The sequence below is a fragment of the Nostoc sp. NZL genome (assembly GCF_015714705.1).
Lineage (GTDB): Bacteria > Cyanobacteriota > Cyanobacteriia > Cyanobacteriales > Nostocaceae > Nostoc > Nostoc foliaceum_A.
The window spans coordinates 1-18,634 of the sequence record NZ_WBKL01000122.1 but is presented as its reverse complement, the minus strand read 5'-3'; the positions used below and the strand labels follow the sequence as shown (position 1 = coordinate 18,634).

21 protein-coding genes and 1 pseudogene are annotated in these 18,634 nt (G+C 40.6%); 6 read left to right on the top strand and 16 right to left on the bottom strand.

The genetic code is table 11. The features are described from left to right. Positions 1-554: 554 nt before the first annotated feature. Both F8R90_RS17590 and F8R90_RS17585 read right to left on the bottom strand, forming a co-directional pair. Positions 555-2,327: a WD40 repeat domain-containing protein gene (locus tag F8R90_RS17590; RefSeq protein ID WP_196511792.1), complete on the bottom strand. Its 1,773-nt coding sequence runs from the start codon at positions 2,325-2,327 to the stop codon at positions 555-557. Between the two features lie 406 nt (positions 2,328-2,733). Further along, positions 2,734-3,129, bottom strand: a complete 396-nt coding sequence (locus tag F8R90_RS17585) for a hypothetical protein (RefSeq protein WP_196511790.1) — start codon at positions 3,127-3,129, stop codon at positions 2,734-2,736. Positions 3,130-3,374: 245 nt separating this feature from the next. On the opposite strand from F8R90_RS17585, the gene F8R90_RS17580 reads away from it, so the two are divergent. Further along, a complete protein-coding gene (locus F8R90_RS17580; protein WP_196511789.1) occupies positions 3,375-4,052 on the top strand; it encodes an SDR family oxidoreductase in 678 nt (225 codons plus the stop codon). 1 nt (position 4,053) lies between these two features. Here F8R90_RS17580 and F8R90_RS17575 read toward each other — a convergent pair whose 3' ends face one another. The 6 genes from F8R90_RS17575 to F8R90_RS17550 form a co-directional block, all read right to left on the bottom strand. Next, positions 4,054-5,106, bottom strand: coding sequence for an aromatic ring-hydroxylating oxygenase subunit alpha (locus F8R90_RS17575; RefSeq protein WP_196511788.1), 1,053 nt, complete (start codon positions 5,104-5,106; stop codon positions 4,054-4,056). A gap of 178 nt (positions 5,107-5,284) precedes the next feature. Then, on the bottom strand, positions 5,285-5,722 hold the full coding sequence (locus tag F8R90_RS17570; RefSeq protein WP_196511787.1) for a secondary thiamine-phosphate synthase enzyme YjbQ: 438 nt from the start codon (positions 5,720-5,722) through the stop codon (positions 5,285-5,287). 78 nt (positions 5,723-5,800) lie between these two features. Next, a complete protein-coding gene (locus F8R90_RS17565) occupies positions 5,801-6,970 on the bottom strand; it encodes a pyridoxal phosphate-dependent aminotransferase (protein ID WP_196511786.1) in 1,170 nt (389 codons plus the stop codon). A 163-nt stretch (positions 6,971-7,133) separates the two neighbouring features. Continuing rightward, positions 7,134-7,352, bottom strand: coding sequence for a hypothetical protein (locus F8R90_RS17560; protein WP_196511785.1), 219 nt, complete (start codon positions 7,350-7,352; stop codon positions 7,134-7,136). 162 nt (positions 7,353-7,514) lie between these two features. Further along, entirely contained in the window at positions 7,515-8,537 is a 1,023-nt protein-coding gene (locus tag F8R90_RS17555) for a tetratricopeptide repeat protein (protein WP_196511784.1), read from the bottom strand. Positions 8,538-9,291: 754 nt separating this feature from the next. Continuing rightward, on the bottom strand, positions 9,292-9,720 hold the full coding sequence (locus F8R90_RS17550; RefSeq protein WP_196511783.1) for a COG3650 family protein: 429 nt from the start codon (positions 9,718-9,720) through the stop codon (positions 9,292-9,294). A 507-nt stretch (positions 9,721-10,227) separates the two neighbouring features. Between F8R90_RS17550 and F8R90_RS17545 the strand changes: the two genes are divergently transcribed. Continuing rightward, positions 10,228-10,425, top strand: a complete 198-nt coding sequence (locus F8R90_RS17545) for a DUF2795 domain-containing protein (protein WP_196511782.1) — start codon at positions 10,228-10,230, stop codon at positions 10,423-10,425. Positions 10,426-10,618: 193 nt separating this feature from the next. On the opposite strand, the gene F8R90_RS17540 is transcribed toward F8R90_RS17545, so the two are convergent. Next, positions 10,619-11,047: a hypothetical protein gene (locus F8R90_RS17540; RefSeq protein ID WP_196511793.1), complete on the bottom strand. Its 429-nt coding sequence runs from the start codon at positions 11,045-11,047 to the stop codon at positions 10,619-10,621. A gap of 72 nt (positions 11,048-11,119) precedes the next feature. After that, complete coding sequence (locus F8R90_RS17535) at positions 11,120-11,347, bottom strand: hypothetical protein (RefSeq protein WP_196511791.1); 228 nt, start codon at positions 11,345-11,347, stop codon at positions 11,120-11,122. Between the two features lie 762 nt (positions 11,348-12,109). Here F8R90_RS17535 and F8R90_RS17530 point away from each other — a divergent pair. Then, positions 12,110-12,250 (top strand): hypothetical protein, encoded by a 141-nt coding sequence (locus F8R90_RS17530; protein WP_196511781.1) that lies wholly within the window; start codon positions 12,110-12,112, stop codon positions 12,248-12,250. Between the two features lies 1 nt (position 12,251). On the opposite strand, the gene F8R90_RS17525 is transcribed toward F8R90_RS17530, so the two are convergent. Continuing rightward, positions 12,252-12,644, bottom strand: coding sequence for an MAPEG family protein (locus F8R90_RS17525; RefSeq protein WP_196511780.1), 393 nt, complete (start codon positions 12,642-12,644; stop codon positions 12,252-12,254). Positions 12,645-12,804: 160 nt separating this feature from the next. Here F8R90_RS17525 and F8R90_RS17520 point away from each other — a divergent pair, with 160 nt between their 5' ends. Continuing rightward, on the top strand, positions 12,805-13,209 hold the full coding sequence (locus F8R90_RS17520) for a DUF4112 domain-containing protein (protein ID WP_190892231.1): 405 nt from the start codon (positions 12,805-12,807) through the stop codon (positions 13,207-13,209). Between the two features lie 49 nt (positions 13,210-13,258). On the opposite strand, the gene F8R90_RS17515 is transcribed toward F8R90_RS17520, so the two are convergent. Beyond that, positions 13,259-13,750: a DUF1499 domain-containing protein gene (locus F8R90_RS17515; protein ID WP_196511779.1), complete on the bottom strand. Its 492-nt coding sequence runs from the start codon at positions 13,748-13,750 to the stop codon at positions 13,259-13,261. 220 nt (positions 13,751-13,970) lie between these two features. Next, positions 13,971-14,426: a DUF2214 family protein gene (locus F8R90_RS17510; protein ID WP_196511778.1), complete on the bottom strand. Its 456-nt coding sequence runs from the start codon at positions 14,424-14,426 to the stop codon at positions 13,971-13,973. Positions 14,427-14,549: 123 nt separating this feature from the next. On the opposite strand from F8R90_RS17510, the gene F8R90_RS17505 reads away from it, so the two are divergent. After that, positions 14,550-14,708 (top strand): hypothetical protein, encoded by a 159-nt coding sequence (locus F8R90_RS17505; RefSeq protein WP_196511777.1) that lies wholly within the window; start codon positions 14,550-14,552, stop codon positions 14,706-14,708. Then, positions 14,677-14,940: a hypothetical protein gene (locus tag F8R90_RS17500; RefSeq protein ID WP_190892215.1), complete on the top strand. Its 264-nt coding sequence runs from the start codon at positions 14,677-14,679 to the stop codon at positions 14,938-14,940. The genes F8R90_RS17505 and F8R90_RS17500 overlap by 32 nt, the downstream gene beginning before the upstream one ends. Before the next feature lie 258 nt (positions 14,941-15,198). Here the strand turns inward: F8R90_RS17500 and F8R90_RS17495 are convergent, their stop codons facing one another. The 3 genes and pseudogenes from F8R90_RS17495 to F8R90_RS17485 all read right to left on the bottom strand — a co-directional run. After that, the gene (locus F8R90_RS17495; RefSeq protein WP_196511776.1) at positions 15,199-15,750 is read right to left on the bottom strand and encodes a hypothetical protein; all 552 of its coding nucleotides are present in this window, start codon (positions 15,748-15,750) and stop codon (positions 15,199-15,201) included. Between the two features lie 247 nt (positions 15,751-15,997). After that, positions 15,998-18,190, bottom strand: coding sequence for a GumC family protein (locus tag F8R90_RS17490; protein ID WP_196511775.1), 2,193 nt, complete (start codon positions 18,188-18,190; stop codon positions 15,998-16,000). Positions 18,191-18,367: 177 nt separating this feature from the next. Beyond that, a pseudogene (locus F8R90_RS17485) lies at positions 18,368-18,634 on the bottom strand (ISKra4 family transposase); the annotation flags it as partial.

The following is an 18,634-nucleotide window of genomic DNA, read 5'->3' as shown; positions in this document are numbered from 1 at the left end:
CGTTTCTCTCCCACCCTTTTTATGATTATCATTATTGTATTGTTTTCTGAATAGGTATACTACACAATAATTGTTAAAGGTCAGGATGCTTTAAGGCTGACAAGATAATATTTTTAACCTCTAATTTCTTTTGATTTGCGTTCTCTCCTATCGCTTTTAGTCTAAACTCCAGCCTTACTACAAGCGAATCATTCTGAAAAAATGAATGACGATTAGCTTAAGACAATACGCTTGACTTTTAAGACAGTCGCTACGCCAGTTTTAGTTTTTAGCCTGAAGGGGTGACAAAGGGGCTGAAGCCTATGGGCCAAAAACAGCCGATAATCTCAGAACAAACATCGTCAAATGGGACTACAAAAATATGTTGGTCGTCTCAAGGAATTACAGCGATCGCAGCACAGACATAGTGTTTTTTGGATCGGTTTGTATGGGCAGTTATGAGTAGGTACAATTGGGTTTTAGGCTGATTTAGCTCATGATTTGATGCGTCTCACACGAATATCAAAGACTGAATAATTACGAATTACGAATTACGAATTACGAATTACGAATTATTAACTCCGTTGCCAAATTTTAATTGTTTTATCCAAACTCCCGCTAACCAACATCTCACCGGAAGCTGTGAAGGCTAATGCTGTGACTATATTCCCATGACCTGTAAACGTACCCAGCAATTCCCCGGTTTGTAAATGCCACAACTTAATGGTTTTATCAGCACTACCGCTGGCGATAATTTGACCATCGGGACTTAAAGCGATCGCATATACTCTATCTCTATGTCCTTTAAGAGTATGAAGTAATTCCCCAGTCTCCAATTGCCAAACTTTAATTGTTTGATCCCAGCTACCACTTACCAGCATTTTACCATCTGCACTAATCGCCAAGGAACGAACGATGTGAGAATGACCCATGAGGGTATGTAGTGGTTCTGCGTCCTTTAAACTTTTGATACCCGTCTGAGGTAAGGTGCGCCAGACTTTAATTTTGCGATAGCTACCTGTAACTAAAGTTTCCCCGTCTCGACTTAAAACCAGCGAATGAGCAGCTGTATCATCTAAAGAGAGTGCGATCGCAACTTGACGATGCATCAAATCCCAAAACAGAATTTTTCTGTCATCTCCGCCTGTAGCTAACATTCTGCCATCTGGGGTAAACGCAGCACACCGCACTACTCCATTATGTTTGTGCAAAATATCTATCAAGTCTAAAGCGCCTACGTGCCAAAGCTTAATAGTGGAATCTGCACCGCAACTCACTAAAGTCTGTCCATCTGAACTAAAAGCTAGGGAATTCACTTCATCCACCAGCCCAGATATCACCCAAGGATACTCTGATAATGTCTCTATTAATTCACCCTTGCTTAAATCCCAGAGTTTTGTCTCTCCACGACTACCACTTGCCAATATGGGTAAGGCTTTGCCATTCTTACACCCGGAACTGAAAGCTAGGCAATTAATGCCTCTGTTGTGCCCTTGCAAAGTCTGCCAGCATTCCCAATCACCAACTATACCCTTAAGGCAATGCTCTGATGGTAGAGTCTGTATTGTATCTGCGATCGCTCTCTCATTAATTAATGGCGATGTGTCTTTTTTGCCAACAAGTGATTCTAAATACCAACTCAACCCCCCTGCATATAACAAGTTACTCGGATTAATGTATATTTTTGGTTCAGTAAGTTCAATTTGATTTGCAGGTAAAAAGCCTGTAATTATGCTCTGTTTTTCGTCGTATCCTAGCTTACCTGTAGATGGATAAAACAAACACAGAAAAATTAATGCTTGGTGCTTTCTTAAATCTTCTTGAGTAACCGACCACCTAATTTTGTCTTTCTTAATACCATTAAAACTTTCTCCGTCAGCAACATAAACTTGAACACTTAGCTGAGGATTATCTTTTAGTAGATAAGAAAATTTGCTTTCGCCACACAAATTTCCCTCATCATCTAAAACCATGTTTTGCAAGGTATCACAAGATACCTTTTTTACCAACTTCCCCAAGCGTTCAGTTATCACTCGGTCAACAATATGCTCCCGCAAAAGATAATCTTCCGCTTGTCGCTGGAAGTATTTGGGGAAAGGTATCGTCCAGTCGGGAGGCTCAGGATATTCAGGCGGTGTCGGCGGCGGGTTTTTGGCGAGAACTTCTGCTTGTTGGCGAGAAACTTCTTGGAGTCTTGCCAATGGCTCGCCCCAAAAAGCCATGATTTCAGTGTGACAGCCTTTTACTTGACTTTCCAGCAAAGATAAGTCATAAGTTTTAGGCTTTTTCACACGTTGAAGGAAATCAGCTTGTTGAGCTTTAAGTAAGCTAATCCAATCCATCTGCATTCCTGCGGCAAACTCTTGCATACCTACGGTAAACTATACCAATGCAATTACTCAAGTTTATAACCTTAGTTAATTAAAAATTCAGTAATGTTAGTAGTCTAATAAAACACAGCCATTGGCAGATTTTTCCGGGAAAGATAGAGATGGATAGCACTTAGACATTTCATTAACTGATGCAGTTGAAGTATATAGAATTAAATGATGTCAGTCAATTCTAACGGAGATGGAGAACGAGATACTGTTTCCCTAGAAACATTTATAGCCCCAAAGGAAAGTTTAATGTAGGAGGGATTTCAAAGGTTGCCGTAACGATAAGTCAACAAATACCTACACAAAAATAACCTAGTAACGATGATTCTAGGGTTTATCATCTGAAATCGGCATAAATGGTGAAGATTAGCTAATTTTAACCTTTGCGTTTTGGCTGTCTGGGCGTGGTACTTACATCAGATGAGTCGCCAAAAGTATCCCTTGCCTCAATCTGTTTAATTTTCATTTGCAAGTTCAAGTCATCACTGCTAACAATTGTTTCTAGATTCGCTAATCTCCGCTCTAACAGTTCTATGTGCTGCTGTTGCAAATAGTTAGTTTTTGATTTTTGCTCATCAGAACGCCAAACAGCAACTGTACCAACAGCTGCGCCACCAATTGCAACTAAAGGAAGAATAGCACCGCTTTTAGTCACTGCTGACAGTGGGACGCAAACTCCGAGAATGGCGACTGTAATTACCCAAATTCTTGTGGTGGCAGATAATCTAACATCTTGGTATGGTTCTAGATTTGTTTGAGATTTTTTAGCCATAAGTAAATCCAAAGAAAAGTTATTTGCTAGATTGACACAATTGCTTATTAAAATACTTCCTACAATTGGGTTAAATCTAATTACTTACTAAAACCCTTGTAATTATAATTACCTCATTATGTCGAATCACTAGATTTTGTTTGCTGTTTATTGACATTTACAGAAGCATCTCAGTCACTTGAGCAATTATTAAATACTGCCAATCCTCTGATAAAATCCTTTGAGCGTAAATAGTTAAATTTATTATGACAAGTACATCTTATATTTTTCTGGCTGGGGCAAGTCGCGGTGTTGGTCGAGAAATTGCTCAATATCTCACAGCGCAACAGCTAAAGGTAAGAGCACTCCTAAGAACAGCATCAGTTACTAATGAACTAGAGAAAATCGGTATTGAGGTAGTTCTAGGAGATGCCTTGAATGTTGGCGATGTAGAACGCGCAATGCTGACAGATGAACCTATTCACACCGTTATCAGTACAATTGGCGGTTTACCATCAGAGGGAGAAAGGGCAGATTACCCTGGTAATAGAAATCTGATTGATGCAGCAGTTAAAGCTGGGGTGCAAAAATTTATTCTTATATCTTCCATTGGTGCTGGCAATAGTGTTGTTGCTCTGTCACCCCAAGTTTTAGCAGCACTGGAAACAGTTTTAGTTGAGAAAGACAAAGCTGAACAACACTTAATTGCCAGTGGACTCACCTATACAATTATCCGCCCAGGTGGACTCAAGTCAGAGCCAGCAACAGGTAACGGCGTTTTGACCGAAGATCCGCACATTAGTGGTAGCATCAATCGTGCAGATGTCGCGCAGTTAGTTGGTCGCTGTTTAAATAACGAACGCACCAATAATAAAATTTTGTCAGCGGTAGACCGAAATATGCTGTTTGGGCAAAGAGAATTTGCAGAATTTGGCTTGGAGTAATTTAAGCACGCCAGCGGAGTATCTGATCCTTGACAGGGTTCACAAAATCTCGTCGTTCAGCGATAGACCGAGCATACTCCCGCTTTAACTGGTAGTACCACTGCGCCTGCATATCTGAGTCTTTAATCAGCCGTAGCACAGGATTATATTTAAGGCCAATCTGCTGTTTTTCCACAACCGTTCGGTCTTGACCAAGGAAAGTCCGCGCCAGCACATGTAGCAGTGGCTTGAAAAATCCTACCCAAGGAAGTGTCGAGTAAAGAACAAAATTTACCTCAGTTTCTGTGTCTGAAATGGGTGTAACTGCCGTTAAATTAACGACTCGATGGTTGCCAATTGTGGTTTCTTCTATTCTGACTCCAGGTAAACGAAAAGAAATCTCAGTTTCCGGCACACCACCGCCAATCAGCAAGTATAATCGGCCCCCATTCGCTGGCAATCGGTGTCGTCGCATCGTGAAGCCGTAGGGCGAAGCATCGAATTGCTTCACTTCTTCATGCAGTTGCTGACTTCGCCACCACCAAGCGCGATGAACGTAGGGTGAATGAGCAGGATCCATCAGACCTACCACTGCATGATCCACAAAACAGGGGAATCTCATCACCTCTATAAACTGGGGTGAACGCTCATCAAACCCTGGAATTACCGGAATCTCCATCTCAGAAGCAGGTTTAGAATTATCGGGATCAGCCATATATATCCAGATATTTCCTTGGGCTTCCCGGACTTCATAGGAATGTACGTCAAAGCGCCTCAAATCCATTTGCTGCTCCTCTACAAGAGAAGGTATCGCAGTACAGTGCCCAGCCGGATCAAAACGCCAACCGTGATAGCAGCATTCCACCTCCTGCCCATCGAATCTACCACAACTCAAGGGCACACCACGATGGGGACAAATGTCCGTCATCGCAGAAACTTTGCCATCCTGGCTGCGAACTAGCAGCACTGGTTCTCCCAAGAAAATGCGGCTGATCATCATACCTGGCTTGATCTGATTACTAGGCAGAGCATAGTACCAAGTATTACGTAATACAAAGTTATCGTTATTTTTCATAACTAATTGCGTCTGCCTTTGACACAACGAAAGTCCTGATTTGTGGAAAGGAAGGTTATGCTGAGAAACATTCTTTCTTTAATTGCTGTAAGTAAATTCAACGGATTCGCTTGTTGGTCGTGTTCGTAATTCTCTCAGATTTGGGTTGTTCTGGGAGGATTGCAGGTGTGAAGTTGCATTATTCGCCAGAAATTTGGACAAATACCGTTCTTTTGCGCGGCCCATCCAACTCAAAAAACAACACAGATTGCCAGGTTCCCAAAGCTAATTTACCATCCACAATGGGAATTATCTCACTCGTGGTCAGCATCATTGCCATTAAGTGAGAGTGAGCATTAATTGGTTCATCTTCCGGGACATCTCTTAAATGCAAGTCATTATGCAAATAGCTGTCTGATTCAGGTGCTAATTTTTCCAAGAACACTTTTATATCTTCTAACAATCTGACTTCATTTTCGTTGATAGCTAAAGCTGTTGTTGTGTGTCGAGAAAATACTAAAACTTGTCCATTTTTAATTGATGTTGAAGCAATAAAATCTTTGATTTGTGGCGTGATATTATGAATATTAATTTTTGGTTCAGTTTCAATTTCAATTAACTTATTAATAATTGGCATCTCTGAAATTTGATATTTGGGATTGCGGACGAGGTACGCCAACACAGTCTAACGCCCTCATAAATTAAATATAAACTCTTAACTCCTAACTATAGTTTCCAAACCTTGCACTAATCTTTCTATACCTTCTTTTACCGTCTCTTTTTGCAGCGCCCCATAGGCAATGCGTAGGTAGCATCCGTCATCCATGCCAAAGGTTATACCTGGAATGACTGCTACTTGATGTTCCTGGATTAGTCTTTTAACTAATTCAAAAGCATCCATCTGGGTATTAACTTTGAGGAAAAAATAGAAAGCGCCATTGGCGGGTGTAATGCTACATAAATCTTGTAGACGCTTAAGGGAGTCGAGTACTACTTGCCGCACTTGAGCAATTGCACCTATATTACTCTTCAAATACTCCGCTTTTGCTTGCAATGCCCCTAAAGCTGCATATTGGGAAATTACTGGCGGACAAATCAAAATTGTATCCTGGACTTTTTTGATGGCGACAAATAAGTGTTTGGGAATCACCATGTAGCCAATGCGCCAACTGGCAAAACCGTATGCTTTGGAAAGGCTAAAGAGAGAAATGGTGTACTCGCTACTACTCTCAAATGCAGCAGGAGAAACGTGTTTTACGCCGTTATAGGTAAAGTATTCATAGGCTTCATCGCTGATGTGGTAAATGCCATGATCGCCACAAATTTGATTTACTTGGTGCAATGCTGCTTTTGAATAGACAACTCCAGTCGGGTTATTGGGTGAAATTGTGACTACAGCCCGTGTTTTGGGAGTAATTGCTTGAGCGATCGCTTCTGGGCGCAATTGGTAATTTTCATCCGTCGCCACTAACACTGCACGACAACCAGCCATTGCGATCGCCATTTCGTGGTTGAAATAGTAGGGCGTATTTAGAATAATTTCATCGCCTGGGTTAGTGATCGCAAGAATGGCATTCATAAATCCCATATTGCTCCCCGCTGTCACGACGATGCAGTTTTCCCCATTGATTTCAATGCCGTTAAAAGCTTGCAATTTCTCTGCAAGTGCTGTCAGCAACGGGGGAATTCCTTCAACTGATTTGTATAAATTATTAGCAGGCTCGGCTAAGAATTTGGGCAAAAATTCTATCGCTTCCGGTGGCGGATTGTAATAAACAACACCCTGTCCTAAAGAGATTGTTCCAGGAGAGTTTTTAATCAGTTCCCCAACCACAGGAATAATTGGCGACTGTACCGCCTGCATACGAGAGGTTAGGGATTCCATATTTCTTTGCCTATCTACCTAGCTTTAGTATCTCTTAATAGGGGAGCAACCGACTAGTACAGCTACAGCTTGGTGAAAATAAACTACTCCCACACTGTATGCTTGCAACAATGTGGGAGTATGTGACCACAATGATTAGCCTGATTTGCGATTACTCAAAAATTTAGTCAATCGAAATCTGTTGAGGCCCACTTGCTTTGCCATTGTGTCCGTCTGTTGTGGTGCTGGTGTAACTATTGGGGCGGATCTGTTGATCCAGCCAGCTTTTTACAGGATCGTCTGCAAGATTGAGCCGAAGCACACCAGAGAAGAACCCACCCACAAATGAGACTGGATGCTGGATAAATTCTCTGAATATAGGTGACAATTCATCAATGAACATTTAAAAGACTCCTGGCGGTGCCGTAAAAAATTATTACTTCTTAATTGATCGTAACCTGTTGTTGGCGGTAACGAAGTTGCTAACTTTTTGAGCTTCAACTTGCACAACAAAATTACCCACTTCTTCTTAAAGAAGTGGGGAATCTGAGTCTGCTGTATCAAACTACAGAGAATCTATAAACTGCTGTACTTTTTCCAGGAGTGGCTGATGTTCGATTTGCTCTGCTAACTCTTGGGCGTTTTGGTAGCACGATCGCGCCATTTTTTTGCGTTTCGTTGTGGCGTAAAGGCTTCCCATATTCAGCAAAGTTGAAATTTCTCCAAGGCCATCGCCTAGTTGTTGATAAATCGCAATGGCTTGCTTATAGAACTTCATTGCTTGCCGATGCTCTGCCAGAGTGCTATAGGTAAAACCAATGTTATGAAGAGTTGTTGCCTCACCGGAGCGATCGCTGATTGCTCGACGTGTCAAAAGAACTTGATAGTAAAGCAATAACGCTTGTTTCGGTTTTCCTAAATCGCTATAGATTGAGGCAATATTGTTCAAAGTGGTTGCTTCAGCAACCAAGTTCTTGACAGCTCGTTGAATTGGAAGGGCTGCTTGAAAAAATTCTAGAGCTTCCTCAAACTTGCCTAAGACGTTGTAAGCAAACCCAATGCCATTTAGGGTTGTTGCCTCACCAGAAAAGTCACCTAACAATCGCCGCATCCTCAAAATTTGGTGTTGTAGCAACAGTGCCCGTTTTGGTTCTCCCAATCGGGTATAAATTAGGGCTACATCATTAAGAGTAGAAATTTCACTTTGAGTATCTTGCGATCGCCTAAAGATTGGTAGTGCTTGGTCAAAATATTCCAACGCCTGCGAAAAGCGTCCAAGACGGCTGTAGGTAGAACCCAGATTGCTAAGTGCAGTTGCTTGTGCTGGCGCATTGCCAATTTCAACAGCAACCGAAAGCGCCTGATGAAAGCGCTCTAATGCTCTTTGAGGTTGCCAGCAACTGAGGTGAGCTAAACCAAGGTCGTTTAATGTATAACCTTCTCTGGCTCGGTCTGGAATTGATCTAGCCAAGTGTAAATTCTTGGTTGCCAGATCGAGAGACTCTTGGAATTTCCCCCGCTGGTAGTAGCGGCTTGCTTCGTCACGACGTTGTTCCCACTCTTTGACTCGATTTAAAGATTGCGTCATCTGACCTCAGTTGCATTCTGCGATAAATAGGCAGGACATCTTTTAGGAATGAACCTCTCTTAGGTTTCCCAAATTTTAACCTTTATCTTCTACCTTTAGATATAAGACGTAAAGAGAGAAGTATGGTATTGTTTCATACTTAAAGGGATAACGATGACGCAATTGATACAAAAACATAATAGGGGCGTACATCCGTGGGCCCCTAGGAAATACCTATATTCCAAATAATTGAAAGGCTCAGATTACCAACTTTTTAGAGAAGTCGGCAATTTTGTTGTTATATGTTGGGTGTGGACAAATCGAGGCAAGCTTTGTATATTTTGGCTGAAAACTGAGTTTTTAATTTAAAAAGCCCTGAAAAAAATTCAGGGCTTTGTTTTATATGCGGTTTATTAAATGCCAGCTAAAAATCTTTGCCAGCGCTTTCTATACACATAATCATCGCTCAATCGCTTGCTAAAAAATAGCGCGTAACTACCCAATTTTTACCCATATTACCTGGGTATCCCCTTAACAATTTCTTTAGATTTCTACACACCTCTATCGTGAAATCACTTATCTTCAGCTTACGTAATTCCTGTTAATGCATTTTTTACTCACTCCTGAGTAACGGTCAGTTCTTGTAAGCTAATCGTCATTTAAATTGCACCATTTTCATGGTAATAAAAGCTGCAAACCCTCTCCCTTGCTCCCTGCCCCCTGCCCCCCTGCGATCTCAATGTGCAAATTAAATGCTTAACAGCTTATCAGGGCATCATTTTTTCTCAGCGCAACCTTCTAAAATTTTATTCTTCAAGATAAAAATTGCCGAGTAGGGATACTCTTGATCTGACATACCGTCGCTACAGGCATCAACTTTTTTGATGATTAAGATATTGTTACCTTTGCCCTTAAGTCGATAGACCCGCACCAGGTCTGCGGGACGCGCCTCTGCTTTCAAGGGTGCAACATAGGAGAAGGTTTGCTTTTGTACATCTGGTGAAGAGTAGACAATTCCCCTCTTGCTCACAGTAACGCTCCAAAAAGGTTCTGTACCCCTAGCGATGAATTCTTCATTACTAGCAGTGTCTGCAACAACAAGACTATTTCTAGTAATAGATGATTCATTAGCGTTACTGAGACTGTTAGCTAGAAAGCTAGGGCCAAATAAGAGCAGAGCAACACAACAGATAAAAGTTTTCATATATCGAGGTATAGGCTTTACTTTGTATGTTATCGGACAACTGTAACTATACAGGACTCAAAAGGCGGGGAACGGTTCTGCTCCATTACTTTTCGCTTAACGGGGAAAACGAAAAGGGGAAAGAAAAAACTTTTAACCTTTTCCCTGAACCCAATTTCGAGTTGAAAATGCACAAAGCAAGCAGTATTGGATTGCGATCGCTCTCCCTTGCGGGTGCTTTGCACCATAACCGAAGTGCAACAACGCCAAATCATACTTAAGGAGAATGAATTGACGAACAGGTATGCCTCAAGCTAGAGATGGTAGACGTGGGAATTTTATGTGCCAGTGAGGCGAGAAAGCTTGCCAAGGAATAAGACCCTAAATCAAATTGATTCAAAAGCACATTGGCTGAGGATAGTCTTTCTTGCTTTGTAACTAACTGTTTTCAATTGTTGGCAAGACGAGTATTAAACTCAATAACCATTTTCTTGACTAAATATACAATATTAGACTTGGAGGAGAACCATGAGCGCTACAGTCAATTTATCAAAATTACAAAACAATTTGAATCAAGTTAATTACCCAATCAGCAGAAATGAATTGCTGAAGTATGCGGAAGAAAAAGGTGTTGATGAGGTTGTTTTGCGAGCTTTGAAGCAATTACCTCCAAAACAGTATCAAAACTTAACTGATGTCAATAAAGCTATCGGAGGCAGCGAATAAGTTTTAGTAAAAAACTAATACTTATTGCATAGCGTCGAGCTTGGCAATACAGAGTGACTATTTGCCTCCCAATCCTTCTCGGATAAGTACTCTTCACTCTGGTGTGATCGGAGAAAAGGGTAAGGGGTGAATTTAAACCCTTTCCCCTTTAACCGACAAGTATTAGATTGCCGCCTAGCCGTGACATCCTAGACTATAATGCCTCAGAAATTGGTAATGGTAGCACAGCGTTATGAGGGAAAGCCCAGAAACAACCTTCAAATATAAATAAATCCGTCCATCCATATTCGTTACACCAGTTAGTAGAAGTTGCTAAAAAATCGCTATCAATTTGCTGGTGGAGGCGTTCTAAACCGTACTTAATTTTAATTTTTGCCAGGAAGGGAACACGGACTAAATCACCATCACAAGCGCGAAGGTGTAGAGATTGTTGCCATCGCTGCCCTGCTTGGAAACAAGCATTTTGGTAAGTGCTTTTTTCTTGTTCTTTGATGGTCTTAAGCTCAATTAACTCTGTTAAAGAAACAGAGCGGGACAAAATTCGGCAGCTGGGTGGGTCGCTATCTTGTTCTAGCCAGCGTTGAATAATGTCAATGAGGATTTCATGTAATTCATCTATCATAACTCTTATCTTTTTTGGTTCTGATAGCCATAGGCTAAACCTATAAAATAGATGGAGCAGACATTTTAGAGCTTATTGATTTATCCAAAAAGGAATAGATCCTTGTTTGCGCTTAAGTTTATAAATTCTCACAGGAAAATCATCATTACTCCATCCTGGCTCGATTTCATAAGCTTCAATCAGCTCACGCAAAGCCTTGTCGAGAACACTATAACTACACTCAAGGGTATCTTTAAGTTCTCCGGCAGTTTTTCCCCCGGAACGCAGCTGTTCGAGGATAATTTTGTTGATATAATTCATAAATTCTCCAGTTGTAAAATGATCAATTAACTGGATGTAGCAATAAGTTCTTGTCTCAACAGGGTGCTGATGCGTGTAAAGTTGTCTATCTGCCTCGGTTTGTCGCAATCGTTGGGCGCATTCTGAGCAATAAGACTCTTCGCCCACCGAGTACACAAGATGACCACAGTTATTACAATGCTCAGTGTTGCCCAGTTCTGGATTATGTTGCCAATGGCACTGGGAATATATAGATGTATCTGTGATTGTTTTGCTGCGTGCATCAATGGCGGCAAGGGCTTTTTCTTCTGCTTCTACAAGTTGAGTCAGCTTGTCCTGAAGAGTGTTGCTTGCTCTCCAGATTCAGTATTGAGAAATACTAAAAATTTCATCCAGGAGTAATCTAGAACACCAATTCAGTAATCCTGGAAGAACTTTTCCCCCAACCCCTCGACCTTGGCGTAAGCCTGCCATTAGATAGCGGAGCGGGGAGTTTGGCGTTTTTGATTACTGAATCGATTCTCTAGCAGAAGTTGTAATCAATCAAAAACTAATAAGATAGCTTTGACTCCAAGATACTACCCTTAGCTCGTGGCTCTGGTTCTACTAAAGGGCATATTCTGTATTTTCTGTGGGAAATTTTTGGCGTACATATCCTAATCAGGGAGCAAGGTTTTTCAGAGTTGGGCTGCATGTGTCAGCTAATGCCGAACTCAAGTAGAAGTAGAAATAGCTATTGCTCGTAAATTCCACCGCCCTCGTTGCGTGAGAGTAGCGTAACCAGTGACAGGAAAGCTTTATCTTCTCCACCTCGGAGATATCCTGAATCAACTTTTTAATCGCGCGATCGCTCAAAGCCTTTGGACACAACCTCCAAAATATAATTTATCAACTGAATTGCGATCGCTCCCTCAATGCAAATGACTTATGGTCGCACCAAAGACAGGATGATGCCAACCAGCGAACCCAATAGTAGCACCATACTGCTGAAAGAACTAATGCCAAAGCCAAGCATTCGCTTTTCGGCAGCCTGATAATATCCCCAAGCGTAGGCAATTCGACCAACAAGCCAGATAGCACCAACAAGCGCCCCCCACAATGGGTTGACGTAAAAAGAGAACAACCATAAAGCGGGTAAGAAAAGAACTAACTGCTCTAGGGTATTTTGCTGAACACGCAGCACTCGTTCAAAGCCGGCATCTCCTGTCATTTTAGGAGGTGCTACTTTATACTTAGCTCTGGCTCTACCAACATTAATTGTGATGACCAAATAGAGCAACAGTGTCAAAGCAGTTATAAGACTAATCCAGGGCGACATATTTTCTATCCACGCGTTACCAAAAAAAGTATAGTGTATCATCCATTTATCTGCTTTTTAGGCAGTATTCAAGATTTTTATTCATACTTTTTCTTTCTAACGGTACAAGACAAATAACTAAAAATGGTGCAACTTAAAAGTAGTGCAAATATCGGAAATTATGGACGCTGCTAAACGCCTTGCTACTCTAAATCGCATTCGCAAACTCAGCCGATTGATGGATACATCTATACGCATCCCTCTAACAGGTTTTCACATTGGAATAGACCCAATTATCGGTTTGGTTCCAGGTGCTGGTGATTTAATCAGTACAGCGTTTTCAGCTTACATCATATTTTTAGCTACCCGTTTTGGTATTCCCCGTCAAGATTTAGCCAAAATGATTTTTAATGTTGGTTTGGAAACAGTCGTGGGTACTGTGCCTTTAGTGGGTGATTTATTTGATGCTTTCTATAAGTCTAATATTCGCAATTTGACCATTTTAGAGCAACATTTGACAGTGGTTGAACCAGAACTCAAAGAAGTGTCTGATGAACTTTACTCTCGTAAGTTGAGCCAAGTTTAAGTTGGTTGTCATCCATCACTAATCTTGGCACTCCTCACGGCTACTAAAATCAAATGTTTAAATCGCGCAGAGCCAGACGAATTTGCTCGACTCGTCTGCGGTTGACACCGAGATCCGATTCTCCTACGCGAGATGCCGATCGCAGATGAATTACTGATTCATTGGGAGGGAAATAAAACTCTAGATCATCAACAAATTTGAAGATGCGGCTTTTAGAAAGAGCATGAATGTAATTAGGAGTCTGTTCTACAATTTCTGTACGGGGAACAACACCGAGAACTTTTAGTAAGATTTCTCTAGCTGTATTCTGGTCTAGATGATAAGTAATCGGGTCAATGGCGTGTTTGGCATCAGCATTTTGACTCACAACACAGTTGTCTGAAGCCGGGCAAGCAGTAAGATAACCATTATCAACTCCCAAGCTAGAAGAAGCAGCCCAAGTAGCCCCAGGAAGTATGAAACTACTAATCAAAGTTAGGAGTATTGCTAAAGTAATACTCCGCAAGAATCGCTGCTGGAACGCTTTTAGCAGATGAGACATGATAAATTTTCCCCTCAAGTTTTAAATAGCACTCATTTATTTTCGGTCATTTTGGGTGAGTGCTGCGCCTTATCAGTTCGCCATACACCGAATCATCCATCCAGCCGTACTCCGAGCGATCGCTCCAGGGGTGCAATTTTTTCCTCTCTATGAGATGCTGAATGCGATCGCTTGAATTTTTTAGGTGAGGCGATCTAGAGTGCAACTTTGACTCCCTAACCTAGTTTGTGCCTACTCCCCTTGCCATGATTGCTGCCAATAACGGAATTAGGGTAAAGCCAACCAGTTCAATTCTAATTAGCCAGATTAGACGATTTAGTTTTAGTAATTCCAGCTTGGGTGCTTGCCTCTGTTGCAGACTTTTCAACCAACCAATGAAAGAAAAAGTGGGATAGAGAGATAGCAAACCTACTACGATAAAAACCCCAACTTTGACGTAGAAAACTGGGTTGCTCAAATAGTAATCCGTGCCTTTACCAAAGTAGATAACACGTAAAACGCCTGTAACAAGAACAACAGTTGCTGATATGCCATACACTGCATCAGCTATAACAATCTTCCAAGCCTCATTTAAACTCAATTCTTTTTTTAAATTGAATGCTTCTAACACCAGAGCGCCAAAACACAACATGAAGCTTAAATAATGTAAATACGCGACTATGGCACTTACCCACATATTATTTTTAGTTTTTGCTAGTTTACTGTTTTGATATTGGTTTTGAGGCGAAGACCCTAACCATCAAGCCCAAACTAGCATTAAGGCAACTAGCCAAAAAGTGACCAATAATTCAGATTTTCATTGACTACGAACCCACAATCATTAGCAGGGGTTGCTACTGCATTCCCTGGTGATTCCAGCTTTTTATCGGTTGAATGGCTGGTATCGGCTTTGTTGTGGCCAACTTTAGAAAGTTTGATGGTTGTAGATGAACATAGGAATAATCGAGTCTTACAGTAATGGGTTTTTAGAAGTTGTACCAGAGAGCGATTATTGGCAGATTGTAGGTATACACATCAATGGCCAAGCCTACTGCCCTACTCCTCGGCTTTATCGTTCAGAAAGGGTAGCATTGGCAAAAGCTGCACAAATTTATGATTGGCTAGCTGACCACGAACACCAAATCAGTGATGGAGCTTACAACTGCTCTGAATTACAACTCATCCTATGGCAGCAACCGAAAGTATCTTAGTTGACCTAAGTGTAGGTGCTTGCCTTGAGCAATACATATAGTATTTCTGTATTAATGATTGAGAGTGAACTACCTACACCGTACCGTTAGGTACTGTGTAGGCTTCCCAACTCATTGGGGACTGCCTCTGTCTTTGTGGATTTTTTACGTCCAGAAGACTTTGGTCTTACGTCCCCTCCTTGGGCAGAAGTGCTAGTTCCTAACACCCATACTTCGACTCCGCTCAGTACAAGAAGTCGCAAACCTTGATTTTTGATATTAACCAAGATAAGGGTATTGTAGCGGTTTGATTTTCAATAATTCTGTCCAGTAACGTATAGCATTATGTTTGGTGGTTTCTGTGTCACGCGATTTGTGAACTCTGCCTATCTCTATAAGAAAATATGTAAGTTTAATAGCAGTAGGTAAGTGAATCAACCCTACCGCTTTAAAATGTTGTAAAAATAAATGTATCAACACTTGTACTTTCTGTCTGTGACGAAAATACATCCACCATTTCATTTGATGTATGGCGATACTGGTTTGATAAACTAATATAGTTTCTACTTCAGTTAATTTATCTTGAACTTGATGATAAAACTGTATTTCTTTGTCAAAATCACCTGCTTTCTGAGCAAAAGCAGCATCATCCGATAATTGATAAGCCTGACTAATTAAGTTACCTGCCGTTTCTGCCTGCTGTTGAGTATAACCAAGTTTTATATATATGGTAGCTGCTGCTGATGCCAATTCTGAAAACTTTTCAGCATCATGTAACCAATATATTTGTGCTTGTAGTTCCCCTAATGTAGTGGCTAAAGTCTCATTCATATTCAATCTAACTTTTCCTATATAGCAGTTCCCACTCAGATGCGGTACAACATTATATCGCCAGGTGTAGGGGCACGGCACTGCCGTACCTCACGTAAACGAGAACCGCTATAAGGCAATCTAGCAGTGATTGACCACGATATGGTAGCACTTTTGACTTTGTAACTATAGCTTCACTTGAATATTGTTCCAGATTTGGGGCAAACTTAACTGAATCAAACACCCAGTTTGTTAGCAGGTAAAAACTTTACCTTACTAGTGTTTTGGAAGATTCTTGGCTTACCTTTAAATCGCCATCCTCTCTAAAGTAGTAGTAGCTATGAGTTTCATTTTTAGGAATTACACCATTCACTACCTGTCCCAAGACATTTTGACCAGATTTTTCTAAAAGTTCTTTAGCGAAAGCTGCATTAACCGAATCAACTACTCCTGGACGAACTACGAACAAAACACCGTCAGCCATTTGTCCGAGAGTCGCAGCATCAGCAGCAACATTTAATGAAGGAGCATCAATGATGACAAAATCGTATTTAGCAGCAAGAGTTTTCATCAATGCAGCCATGCGTTTTGAGTCGAGTAAGGATGCTGGACTAGGAGGGACTACTCCAGATGTGAGGACATCCAAATTATTCATTACTTGTTTAATAGCTTCCCTGGGTGTCGCCTGCTCAACAATTAAATTGCTTAGACCTTCATTATTCGTTAGTTCCCAAATTTTATGTTGAACTGGACGGTACAAATCTCCATCTACCAGTAAGACTTTATGCTCCATCTGAGCCATTACTACAGCTAAATTAGCTGCTACTGTTGACTTACCTTCTGTAGGTACGGAACTAGTGATCACGATAACTTTTAATTCCTTATCAGCGCTCATAAACCTCAGGTTAGCCCGCAGCATTCGGTATGCTTCACTAACAGGCGATCGCGGAGCATTACAAACCACAAGTCTTTCACTATACAACTCCGGTTCTTCTTTCCCACCAATGGATTTGTTCGACTTACTAAAGGGAGGAATAATCCCTAATAAAGTCAACCCCAACAACTCTTTTGCTTCATCAACAGTCTTAACTGATTTATCTGTTACCTCCAAAATATATATGGCCGTAAAAGCTGCCATACTAGCCAACAAACCTGTACTTAAATACAAAAATATCCGAGAAGAACTTGGCTCTTCTGGAATTTCAGCTTTGGATATAATGCTGGCATTCCCTACATTTTGATTTTCAGCTATGCGGCTTTCTGGCTGCTTTTGTAGCAGAAGTGAGTAGGTAGATTGAGCAGCTTGCACTTTACGTTCTAACTGGCGCTGTTGTTGCTCTAATCTGGGAAGATTGTTGAAGCGTTGCTTATAAGAAGTTTGTAACTTGGATAAAGTAGCAACTTGGCTTGCTAAACCCATACGGGTTGATTCAAATTCTACCAGCCTTGCTGAGAGTTGTTGTTGCAATTCTCCAAGTTGAAAGTTCTGATTTATTTGTAGTTTATTTGTTCCTGTAACCTGTTCCATCCGTTTTTCCAACAGCCCATTTAAAGACTTTAATTTATCTTCTAAATCTATGATTTGTGGATGGTTATCCTGCAAAACAGTTCGCCTAGCTGCAAGTTCTGACTCTAGCTGTTGAGTTTCCTTGAGAATATCTTGTACCCCAGCAATTTGGCTGAGAGAACTCATCACCACAGCCTGTTGTGAGTTCATACTCAACTGTTTACGAATTTGTTTAGACTGTACATCGACATCAGCAAGTTTAGATTGAGCTTCATTAAGTTGTTTTTCTAATTCTGCAATCACCTCCACTGCTTTAGTTGCTTCTTCTTGTAGGGAAATAACGTGGTACTTTTCTTTAAACCTTGCTAGCTCTGCTTCTGCTTGTCGAACAATTAGTTCTGTATTTGGCAGTTGTCGTTCTATAAAATTACGGGCAGCCGCAGTTTCGGCTCTGAGCGAAAACAAGTTTTGCTCTAAATAGATATCCATTAAGGTATTAACAACCTGTGCAGCCTTTACTGGATCTGAATCTTTATAAGATATTTTTAGAATATCTGTTTTACTAATAGCATTAACTGTCAATTTTTTCAGAAAATTTTTTGGTTTTAAAGGTAATCCTTTGCTATTACTCAGCTTAAGTTTCTTGATGGTCTTTTGTATAACTGGAAGAGAACGTAATACTTCTGCTTCTGTATCAAGAGGATTAGTTGCATTATCCTTAGATACTGGTTCTAATTTGCCAATTTCCGTTCCTAATCCTGTTAATGTCGAAGTAGGATTTATTCTATGAAAGCGTAACTTGCCTTCTGCTATATAAAAAGGCTTCTGTAAAAAATTTGACGCAATAAGTGAAATTAAAAAAACAGGGAGAAAGATATTTAATGCAGGGACAAAACGACGTTTTAAAACTTGCCAGTATTTGTCAAAGCTTGAAGAATTTTCTTGTGGTTCCATAATAAAAAATTGTTGATTTAGATTTAAGATAAATGTTGTATAGTTACAGTAGAATTAAGGCGTGGCTGGTCATAAATCAAATTGACTCTATATTATCAAATGAATTTTCTAATTAATCTATGAATAGATGACGTTGATATTGTTCGGTATGGGAGCATCCACTTTTGGCAGAAAGACTTAAATAGTTAACAAACCATTGAGATAAGCACAACGAATAGAGAGGATGTGATTAACACTATCAACATTCCACTGTGCGCCAGAAATTTTAATTCTCGCACCAATTTGTTTAATAGCAGATTCAACTGCTCCAGAACCAATAGAACAAAGTTGTTCAGCCTGGTAATAGGCATAGTTGACAATACGAGAGCGATGTTTTTCAAGATAAGCAATGAAGTTCTTCGCCTGTTTACCTCGGCAATGAAGAAATAAAGCTTGAGTATTATC

Coding starts and splice junctions, on each gene's coding strand:
- F8R90_RS17590 (WP_196511792.1), bottom strand. CDS start 2,327: ATGCAGATGGATTGGATTAGCTTACTTAAAGCTCAACAAGCTGATTTC.
- F8R90_RS17585 (WP_196511790.1), bottom strand. CDS start 3,129: ATGGCTAAAAAATCTCAAACAAATCTAGAACCATACCAAGATGTTAGA.
- F8R90_RS17580 (WP_196511789.1), top strand. CDS start 3,375: ATGACAAGTACATCTTATATTTTTCTGGCTGGGGCAAGTCGCGGTGTT.
- F8R90_RS17575 (WP_196511788.1), bottom strand. CDS start 5,106: ATGAAAAATAACGATAACTTTGTATTACGTAATACTTGGTACTATGCT.
- F8R90_RS17570 (WP_196511787.1), bottom strand. CDS start 5,722: ATGCCAATTATTAATAAGTTAATTGAAATTGAAACTGAACCAAAAATT.
- F8R90_RS17565 (WP_196511786.1), bottom strand. CDS start 6,970: ATGGAATCCCTAACCTCTCGTATGCAGGCGGTACAGTCGCCAATTATT.
- F8R90_RS17560 (WP_196511785.1), bottom strand. CDS start 7,352: ATGTTCATTGATGAATTGTCACCTATATTCAGAGAATTTATCCAGCAT.
- F8R90_RS17555 (WP_196511784.1), bottom strand. CDS start 8,537: ATGACGCAATCTTTAAATCGAGTCAAAGAGTGGGAACAACGTCGTGAC.
- F8R90_RS17550 (WP_196511783.1), bottom strand. CDS start 9,720: ATGAAAACTTTTATCTGTTGTGTTGCTCTGCTCTTATTTGGCCCTAGC.
- F8R90_RS17545 (WP_196511782.1), top strand. CDS start 10,228: ATGAGCGCTACAGTCAATTTATCAAAATTACAAAACAATTTGAATCAA.
- F8R90_RS17540 (WP_196511793.1), bottom strand. CDS start 11,047: ATGATAGATGAATTACATGAAATCCTCATTGACATTATTCAACGCTGG.
- F8R90_RS17535 (WP_196511791.1), bottom strand. CDS start 11,347: ATGAATTATATCAACAAAATTATCCTCGAACAGCTGCGTTCCGGGGGA.
- F8R90_RS17525 (WP_196511780.1), bottom strand. CDS start 12,644: ATGTCGCCCTGGATTAGTCTTATAACTGCTTTGACACTGTTGCTCTAT.
- F8R90_RS17520 (WP_190892231.1), top strand. CDS start 12,805: ATGGACGCTGCTAAACGCCTTGCTACTCTAAATCGCATTCGCAAACTC.
- F8R90_RS17515 (WP_196511779.1), bottom strand. CDS start 13,750: ATGTCTCATCTGCTAAAAGCGTTCCAGCAGCGATTCTTGCGGAGTATT.
- F8R90_RS17510 (WP_196511778.1), bottom strand. CDS start 14,426: ATGTGGGTAAGTGCCATAGTCGCGTATTTACATTATTTAAGCTTCATG.
- F8R90_RS17500 (WP_190892215.1), top strand. CDS start 14,677: ATGAACATAGGAATAATCGAGTCTTACAGTAATGGGTTTTTAGAAGTT.
- F8R90_RS17495 (WP_196511776.1), bottom strand. CDS start 15,750: ATGAATGAGACTTTAGCCACTACATTAGGGGAACTACAAGCACAAATA.
- F8R90_RS17490 (WP_196511775.1), bottom strand. CDS start 18,190: ATGGAACCACAAGAAAATTCTTCAAGCTTTGACAAATACTGGCAAGTT.